The organism is Nocardia araoensis NBRC 100135, assembly GCF_000308435.1.
Taxonomy (GTDB): Bacteria; Actinomycetota; Actinomycetes; order Mycobacteriales; family Mycobacteriaceae; genus Nocardia; species Nocardia araoensis.
In genome coordinates, this window is sequence record NZ_BAFR01000002.1 from 83,198 (window position 1) to 91,687 (window position 8,490).

The window sequence follows — 8,490 nt, forward strand, 5'->3', positions numbered from 1 at the left end:
CTTCCCTATCGGCTGACTGCCGGCACCGGCACCGCGTCGATCAGCGCCCGGGTGTACTCGTGCTGAGGCGCGCCGAAAATCCGCTCCGCCGGGCCGTACTCCACGATCTTCCCGCGATACATGACCGCGATGTCGTGGGCCAGGTTCCGCACCACGGACAGGTCGTGGGAAACGAACAGATAGGACAGTCCGCGCTCGGTCTGCAGGTCGCGGAGCAGGTTCAGCACGCCCGCCTGGATCGAGACGTCCAGCGAGGAGACCGGCTCGTCCAGCACCAGCAATTCCGGGTCCAGCGCGAGCGCGCGGGCGATGCTGATGCGCTGTTTCTGGCCGCCGGAGAAGTCGGCGGGGTAGCGGTCGGCGTGTTCCGGGCGCAGGCCGACCTGTTCGAGCAGTTCCGGCACCCGGCGGGCGATCTCGGCCCGCGGACGCCCGTCGATGCGTAAAGGCTCGGCGAGGGCGTCGAAGATCGGAAGGCGCGGGTCGAGGGATGCGGTGGGGTCCTGGAAGACGATCTGCATCTTCCGCCGGATCTCCCGCTTGCGCGCCTTGCTCAGGGACGCGACATCGCTGCCCATGATCTCGATGGCGCCCGACTGCGGCGGGACCAGATCGAGGATCTGGGTGAGCGTGGTCGATTTGCCCGAGCCGGACTCGCCGACGAGCGCCAAGGTGCGTCCACTGCGGACCTCGAAGCTGATGCCGTCGACGGCCCTGATCTCCCCCTTGCGACGGCGCAGCACCACACCCGAGGTGATCGGGAAGACCTTCACCAGGTCCGAAACCCGCAAAACCACCTCCGACTCCACCTGCGCCTCGGTCTCGGGCTCGGCGATCTCGCGCCGATAGGCATCGAACAGCTCGTCGGTGCCGACCTCGGCGGTGCGGATGCACGCGGCGGTATGCCCCGGCTCGACGCCTTCCAGCGGCGGTTCCGCCGCCCGGCATTCGCCGATCGACACCGGGCAGCGCGGCGCGAACGAGCAGCCCGGCGGTAGCGCGTGCATGGCGGGCGGCGCGCCGACGATCGGGATCAGCGGTCGCCGCGGCGGACCGTCCATGCGCGGGATCGAGCCGAGCAGGCCGACGGTGTACGGCATCCGCGGCGCGTTGAACAACTCGTTCGCGGGGGCGGTTTCGACGATCTTGCCCGCGTACATGACCGCCACCCGATCGGCCAGCGTCGCTGCGATGCCCATGTCGTGGGTGATCATGATGACGCCCGCGCCGGTGATGTCGCGCGCCTTGCGCAGCAGGTTGAGGATCTGCTTCTGCACCGTCACGTCCAGCGCGGTGGTCGGCTCGTCGCAGATGATCAGCGCCGGGTCGTTCGCGATCGCCATCGCGATGACCACCCGCTGGCGCTGGCCTCCGGAGAACTCGTGCGGAAACGCCTTGGCTCGCACCTCCGGGTCCGGGATACCGACCAGGTCGAGCAGCTCCACCGCGCGCTTCGCGGCATCGCCTCTGCTCGCCTTGCCGTGCGCCAGAAGGGCTTCGGCGATCTGATCGCCCACCCGGTAGACCGGCGTGAGCGCCGAGAGCGGATCCTGGAACACCATGCTGATGGAACTGCCGCGCAGCTTGGACAGTTCGCGATCGCCCAGCCCGAGCAGTTCGCGTCCGCGGAACCGGATGGAACCGGTGATCCGCGCCTGCTCCGGCAGCAAACCCATCACCGCCAGCGAGGACACCGACTTTCCCGAACCGGATTCACCCACGATGGCGAGCACTTCGCCGTCGGACACCGTGTAGTCGACGCCGCGCACCGCGTCGATGCGGCCCTCCTCGCTGGGAAAGGACACCCGCAGATCGGTGATCTCCAGCAGCGGCGCGGTGGAGGTCGTCGTCGTCATGCCTTCGCCTTCTTCTTCGACCGAGCCCGCTTCGCGCCGGGATCGAACGCGTCGCGCAGTCCGTCACCGACGAGGTTGGCGCACAGCACGGTGATGATCAGCAGACCACCCGCGAACAGGAACAGCCAGGGATACGTCAACGCTGATTTCGTGCCGGCCGCGATCAACGAGCCGAGCGACACGTCCGGCGGCTGCACGCCGAAACCGAGGAAGCTCAGGCCTGTTTCGGCCATGATCGCCGAGCCGACGGTGAGGGTGGTGTCGATGATCAGGATCGAGGCGATGTTCGGGATCACGTGACTCAGGATCACCGTACGGGTGGGCGCCCCCATGTACCGCGCGGCCCGGACGAATTCCCGGTCGCGCAGGCTCAACGTCAGGCCGCGCACGATCCGTGCCGAGATCATCCAGCCGAAGCAGGACAGCAGGAGGATCAGCAGCAGAATGGAACCGCTGCCCTTGGTGCGCGGCGCGAACAGCGCGATGATGATGAAGCTCGGGACCACCAGCAGCAGATCGACCAGCCACATGATCGCCCGGTCGGTCCAGCCGCCGAGCAGTCCGGCCAGCGAACCGGCGGTGGCGGCGATCGTGGTGGACAGCAGCGCGACGCACAGGCCGATCACCAGGGACTTCTGCAATCCGCGCAGAGTCTGCGCGAGCACGTCCTGACCGATCTGGGTGGTGCCGAACGGATGTTCCGGGCTCGGCGGTTTGAGCAGGGCTGTGTAGTCCAGCTGCTGGTAGTCGTACGGGAGGAAGGGCGGCAGCGCGAAGCTCACGACGAACAGCGCGATGAGCACGATGCCGCCCGCGACGGCGGGTTTGTTGCGCAGGAAGCGCCGCAGGACCAGCTTGCGCCGCCCGGTCGCGGTGACCTCGGGCGCGCCCTGGACGATGATCTCGGCTTCCGTCATCCCACACGCACCCTTGGATCGAGAATGGCGTACACGATGTCGGACAGCAGACCCGACACCAGCACCACCAGGCCGGCGAACGCGGTGACCGTCACCACGACGTAGAGGTCCTGGGCGTTGATCGAGTCGACCAGCCACTCGCCGACGCCGTGCCAGCCGAAGATCTTCTCGGTGAACGTCGCGCCGGTGATCAGTGCGCCGAGACTGTAGGCGAACAGCGTGGCCATCGGGATCAGCGCGGTGCGCAGGCCGTGCTTGTACAGCGCCTTGCTGCGGGTGAGCCCCTTGGCGCGGGCGGTGCGGATGAAATCGCTCTGCAGCACGTCGAGCATGGCGTTGCGCTGGTAGCGGCTGTAGCCCGCCATCGCGCCGAGGGCCAGCGCGGTGGTGGGCAGGATCAGGTGCTGGATGCGGTCGAGCAGTTGCGGCCCGAACCCTTCGATCTTGTTCGCCGACGTCTCACCGGTGTAGAGGAAGATCTGCGATCCGGTCATCGAGTTGATCTCCAGCGCACCGTATTTCAGCAGCGTCGCGAGCAGGAACACCGGCGTGCTCAGGATCAGTAGCGACACCACGGTGGTGAAGTAATCGCTGAACTTGTATTGCCGGATCGCGCCCGCCGCGCCGATCAGCACCCCGAGCACCGTGCCGACCAGCGAGCCGACGATCAGCAGCCGCAGACTCACCGCGACCCGCCGGGGCAGTTCCTCGCTGACCGGCTGACCTGCCAACGTGGTGCCGAAATCACCGTGCGGAATGCCTTTGAGCCAGGTGAGGTAGCGCTCCGGGATCGGGTCGTCGAGATGCAGCTCCTCGGCCTTGGCGTCGATCACTGCCTGTGGCGGGCGCGGATTGCGTTGTTCGAGACTGTCCAGCGGCCGGAACGTCAGGGACGCCAAACTGAACGTCAGGAACGAAGCCAGCAGCAACAGCACGACATAGTTGAGCGCGCGTCGTAGCAGGAAGCCGGTCATCAGTCCTCTGGTCTTTCGGCTGGGCGGGCCAGCGTCGGTATTAGCCCCCGATCATAAGGACGTGGTTCGCGGCGCGCGTGCCACACGACATCCGGGCATGTCCGGGGCGCGACCGGTCACATGGCCGGGCGCGATGCCGGACTCGTCCGGCAGGATGGAATGGGTGACGCCCCTGCACCTACCCAAGCCGAAGATGGTCGCCACCGATGTGGACGGCACGCTCATTGATCACGACGAGCGGGTGACCGCGCGGACCAAGGCTGCGGTAGGCGCACTGATCGCGGACGGTGTGCCGTTCGTGCTGGCCACGGGGCGTCCGCCGCGTTGGATCGACCCGGTGGTGCAGGGCCTGGGCTACGCGCCGCTGTGCGTATGCGGCAACGGCGCGGTGATCTACGACAGCGCCGCCGACCGGGTGCTGACCAGCATGGCGTTGGACGTGCCGACGCTCGCCTGGCTCGCCGACGTCGCCGAGCGGGCCTTGCCGGGCTGCGGTCTGGCGGCCGAACGCGTCGGCGAGAGCGCGCACGACGCGGTGACGCCCCAGTTCGTCAGCTCGCCCCAGTACGAGCACGCCTGGCTCAATCCGGACGACACTTCGGTCGCCAGGGAGGAGGTCATCGACGCACCCGCCATCAAGATGCTGATCCGGCTGCCGGGTGCGCGCAGCTCGGACATGCGCGCCGTGCTCGCGCCGCTGGTCGGCGAGCGCGCCGACATCACCTACTCCACCGAGCACGGGCTCATCGAACTGTCCGCGCCCGGCATCACCAAGGCCGCGGGGCTGGCGGTGGTCGCCCAGCGTCTCGGCGTGGACGAGTCCACGATCGTCGCGTTCGGCGACATGCCCAACGACGTCCCCATGCTCACCATGGCGGGCCACGGCGTCGCGATGCGCAACGCCCACCCCGAGGCGCTGGCCGCCGCCGACGAGATCGCCGAATCGAACGCCGACGATGGAGTGGCGCGCGTCCTCGAACGCTGGTGGGTGTGAGAGGGAGATGTGCGCCGAAACGACTCGGAGCCCGCGCGGCGACGCGGGCTCCGAGTGATGGACGACGGTGGACTTGTCCGGGATCAGCCCTCGGATGATGGCGATGGGGCCGGGAAAGCGGCTTCGGCCTGCGCCGGACCGTGTGGGGGATGTACGGCGGCCGGGTGCTGTGGATTCGGCTGCGCCGGGCCGGTCGATGCCGGTCCCTGGGCGAGCGGGGTTCGCGCCTGGGGCGCCGGGCCGATCGATGGTGCGGGTGCAGCCGGGGCAGAGGTGCCGTTCGAGATCGGTGTGCGGCCCGGAGCCCGGTTGGCGGGAGCCGGGGGATTGTGCGGGACCGGGGCGCTCACCTGCGCCGCGACCGGGTTGCGGCTGCTTTCCTCATAGGTGTCGTTGTAGGTCTTCCACACCGTCGTGACGATGCCGGTGAGCTGGTTGAGGATCAGCGAGCCGCGCTCGAAGTCGGCGCGCAGGCCGTCGGGTACCGGTAGGGCGTTGCGCACGGGAAGTCCGAGCGCACCCGTGTCGGCGCCGAGTTGCAGGAAGCGGTCCAGGATGCTGCCGACCACCTCGACGACCTGTCCGTCCGCGGCGGTGTAGACGTAGCCGTTGGCGAACTTCGCGTACTGCCTGCCCTGCGCGGCGGGCAGCACGTCCGACCGCACGGCGCCGAGCGGGCCGTTCGGTCCGCCGGACTGCGACCAATGCCTGGCGATGATGTTGTCCTGCACCATGTTCAGCAGCTTGGTGGTCAGCGCGGCGAGGGCCGACACGTCGGATTCGCCGGGTGGGGCGGCCTGGCTGTCGTGCGGGCTCGGGCCGCCCGGTGCGCCGGCGGCGATGTCGCGGATCCGATCCATCAGCGCGTACGCGGCGTCGCCGGGGCAGGTGGTGTTGCCGACGTCGCGGTGTGCGAAGACCACCGGCAACCGCACCGCCTCGCCCTCGGCGTACGAGGTGAAGGAGGTTCCCTCGGAGTACATCGTGGTGGAGCCTTTGGGATCGAGCCCGGCCACCTTGGTGCGCCAGCCGACGAAAGCGCCGAGGGCCTGGATCGCCTCCTGCGTCGGTTGCTCGGACTCGTAGTTGCCCATCAGCGCGACGCCCGAGGTGTTCTCGTTGAACCCGCCCGCGTGCGCACCCTGCACCGGGCGGTCGAGGCCGCCGAAGCGTCCCTCGAAGACCTGGCCGTACTTGTCGACCAGCGCGTTGTAGCCGATGTCGCACCAGCCCAACGTCTTCGCGTGGTAGGTGTAGATCGCGCGGACGATGCCCGCCGACTCCGCCTTGCTGTAGTCGTTGCGGCCCGCGGTGTGATGCACCGTTACGCCGCCGAGATGGTCGTCGTAGGTGGGCTGGTCGCAGCGGATGGATTCGTCGGCGCCCCACTGGGCGCGGGTGATGACGCTCGGTCCGCCGCCGGGCAGCGCGGCGGCGACGCTGTGCAGGTCGCCGTCGGCGGCGGCCCGCCCGGGATCGATCAGCACGGCGGTCAGGTCCGCGGCCTGCTGGGCCGGGTCGCCCGGTCGCAACCGGTCGTCCGCGACGGGTCCGGGCTGCGCCACCGGCTGGATCGTCCGAGCCGCTTCCTTACGGGTGACCAGAACCTGCACCGCGTTCGTGTCGCCGACGTAGATCGGCTCGGTTCCGTCGGTCGGGCCGGGACCGGAGTGATCGGTGCGGTGGGTGTCCACCGGTTCGGTGTCGTACCAGGGTCCCCAGGTGCCGTCGGGTTGCCGAGCGCGGATCGTGGCTTTGGTGTCCGCCAGTTCGCGTGCGGTGAGTGCGACCATGCTGAAGGGGGTGTCGCTGGAAAGTTCCTTGACCTGGGCCCCCACCTGGCTCATCAGTTCGGGGGCCACCGCCCCGGGAGACAGCGCGGGGGTGTCGGGCGTGGTGCCGGGCTGGAGCCGGGCGGGATCGGCGATGAACCGCACACTGCTCGTCGCCCGCTCGGAAATCTGCTGACCTGGGGAATCAGTGTTTTCGGACGTTTGATTCGCAGTGAATTCCGAACCAGAGGTTTGAACGGAATTCGAACTGGGTAGTCGCGTTTCTTCCGGTGGTTGCGCGCCCGGTGGCAGCGGCCCGTCCGGAATCGGAATGCCCGGGGCGATCGATAGCATGCGCAGGTCGGAAAGATGCAGGTCGGGTAGCGTCAGGCCGGTCAGTTCGCGCAGCGGCAAAACGATATCGGGCGCGCGCGTCAGCGCGACCTCGGCGAGTTCCGCCGCGACGGCGGCCGGTTCGGTGCTGGTGGCGGTGCGGTAGTCATTCGAATCGCTGAGCATGAGCGTGCCGAGCGGGGCAGCTACCGCGAGGGTGGTGACAACCGGTAGCACGTAGGAGCGTTTCGGTTTGCGGTACCGCACGAGCGTCTCCAATCAGGTCGTACCAGTGATCATGTGTGATTAAGGGTCACTTCCTGATGTATCAATGGTCACAATAGCCACATTCATCACATGGCTAAACCTCTGGTTGAGGATTATGTGATTGCCTGAATGTAGCTCGTTGATTGCTGGCGCGTCTGGAAAACGTGCGGAAAAGGTGAAGATCGACCGGCCCTGTAAACCGCGGGAGTGAACGGATGCATCGTAAGGCGCACATGCGGGGGACAGAAAAATGCTGGTGAAGACGATATTCCGGAGCCAGGGTCGAGTTGGGCCCCCGCCTCGGCGAGCGATGCGCCGCTCCGGGTGTCCTGTACTGTTGCTCAGCGCAGTTGGAATGATCGGCGGAGCCCTCGTCACGCTCCCGTCCTGGTCGGTTGACGCGCCGTATCGCCCATTGGCGGCTCCCGGGCACGGCCGCGGCCTGAGCCAGGTAGGCGCCTTCGAAAGCGCGCGAGCGGGGTGGACAGCGGAACGCATCCTCGCGCAGTACTACCCCGGCGCGACGCTCGGCGCCATCGCGTCCACCCCCGTTCGGATCCGCCTCATGGCGCAGGACGGCGCTTCGCTCGACGCCTTCGCCGCCACCGGTCTGCGAGTGGCGGGCAGGGAGTTGGTGCCCGGCCAGGCCGCGCACCTCACGCCGTTGCCCGGCGGCGGCGCGAACGTGGCGGTGACGGTCGGCTGCGACGGTGATGTGCTGTGGCAGGCGTCGACCGACGATCCCTGGATCCGTCCGATCGACCCACGGCCGAAACGTCCTGTGGCGGAACACCTGACGCTGTGCGGCGGTCGATCGTACCGCGGTGCGCTCGGCGTCGCCCTCGAGGACGGCGCGGCCCGCACGATCAATGAGGTGGATGTCGAGGATTACCTACTCGGCGTGGTCCCGGCCGAGGTGCAGCCCAACTGGGCGGACCAGGGCGGGGCCGAGGCGCTGCGCGCCCAGGCGATCGCCGCGCGCTCGTATGCCCTTGCGGAGCAACGCTATCCGTACGCGCAGACGTGCGACACGACGGATTGTCAGAGCTATCCCGGTACCGCGCAGGAGGACCCGAGGACGGCGGCTGCCGTCGCGGCCACCGCGGGCGCGGTGCTGCTGCGCGAAGGGCGGATTCTGCGGACGGAGTACTCCGCCGCACCGGGCGGGGAACCGGCGGATATCCACGCCATGGATGTCGGGCCTGCGCCCGAGGAATCGCGCAGCACCACGCCGGTTGAGGATCCGCGCACGCAGGCGTCGGTCACCGAGTCGGCGATCGATGCCGAGTACCGCCGTATCGGCGGCGCGAACAGTTCTCTCGGTGCGCCCGTCGGACCCCAGATGATCCTGCCGCAGCGCGCGGGGATCTACCGGAT

6 protein-coding genes are annotated in these 8,490 nt (G+C 68.4%); 2 read left to right on the forward strand and 4 right to left on the reverse strand.

Going from position 1 to position 8,490, the window contains the following annotated elements:
* Positions 1-5: 5 nt before the first annotated feature.
* Genes ON21_RS00530 through ON21_RS00540 form a run of 3 tightly spaced genes read right to left on the reverse strand, consistent with a single transcriptional unit; the run spans position 6 to position 3,747 of the window.
* Positions 6-1,856, reverse strand: coding sequence for an ABC transporter ATP-binding protein (locus ON21_RS00530; protein WP_039794266.1), 1,851 nt, complete (start codon positions 1,854-1,856; stop codon positions 6-8).
* Complete coding sequence (locus tag ON21_RS00535) at positions 1,853-2,773, reverse strand: ABC transporter permease (protein WP_039794267.1); 921 nt, start codon at positions 2,771-2,773, stop codon at positions 1,853-1,855. Before ON21_RS00535 ends, ON21_RS00530 begins: the two co-directional genes overlap by 4 nt.
* Positions 2,770-3,747 carry an ABC transporter permease gene (locus ON21_RS00540; protein ID WP_039794268.1) on the reverse strand — a complete coding sequence of 326 codons (978 nt, stop codon included), beginning with the start codon at positions 3,745-3,747 and terminating at the stop codon, positions 2,770-2,772. The genes ON21_RS00535 and ON21_RS00540 overlap by 4 nt, the downstream gene beginning before the upstream one ends.
* A gap of 154 nt (positions 3,748-3,901) precedes the next feature.
* Here ON21_RS00540 and ON21_RS00545 point away from each other — a divergent pair, with 154 nt between their 5' ends.
* Positions 3,902-4,741 carry a Cof-type HAD-IIB family hydrolase gene (locus tag ON21_RS00545; protein WP_039794283.1) on the forward strand — a complete coding sequence of 280 codons (840 nt, stop codon included), beginning with the start codon at positions 3,902-3,904 and terminating at the stop codon, positions 4,739-4,741.
* An 83-nt stretch (positions 4,742-4,824) separates the two neighbouring features.
* Here the strand turns inward: ON21_RS00545 and ON21_RS00550 are convergent, their stop codons facing one another.
* Complete coding sequence (locus ON21_RS00550) at positions 4,825-7,113, reverse strand: N-acetylmuramoyl-L-alanine amidase (protein ID WP_039794284.1); 2,289 nt, start codon at positions 7,111-7,113, stop codon at positions 4,825-4,827.
* 337 nt (positions 7,114-7,450) lie between these two features.
* On the opposite strand from ON21_RS00550, the gene ON21_RS00555 reads away from it, so the two are divergent.
* Positions 7,451-8,490, forward strand: a 1,040-nt coding sequence (locus ON21_RS00555; RefSeq protein ID WP_245562377.1) for a SpoIID/LytB domain-containing protein, incomplete at its 3' end; no start/stop codon positions are given.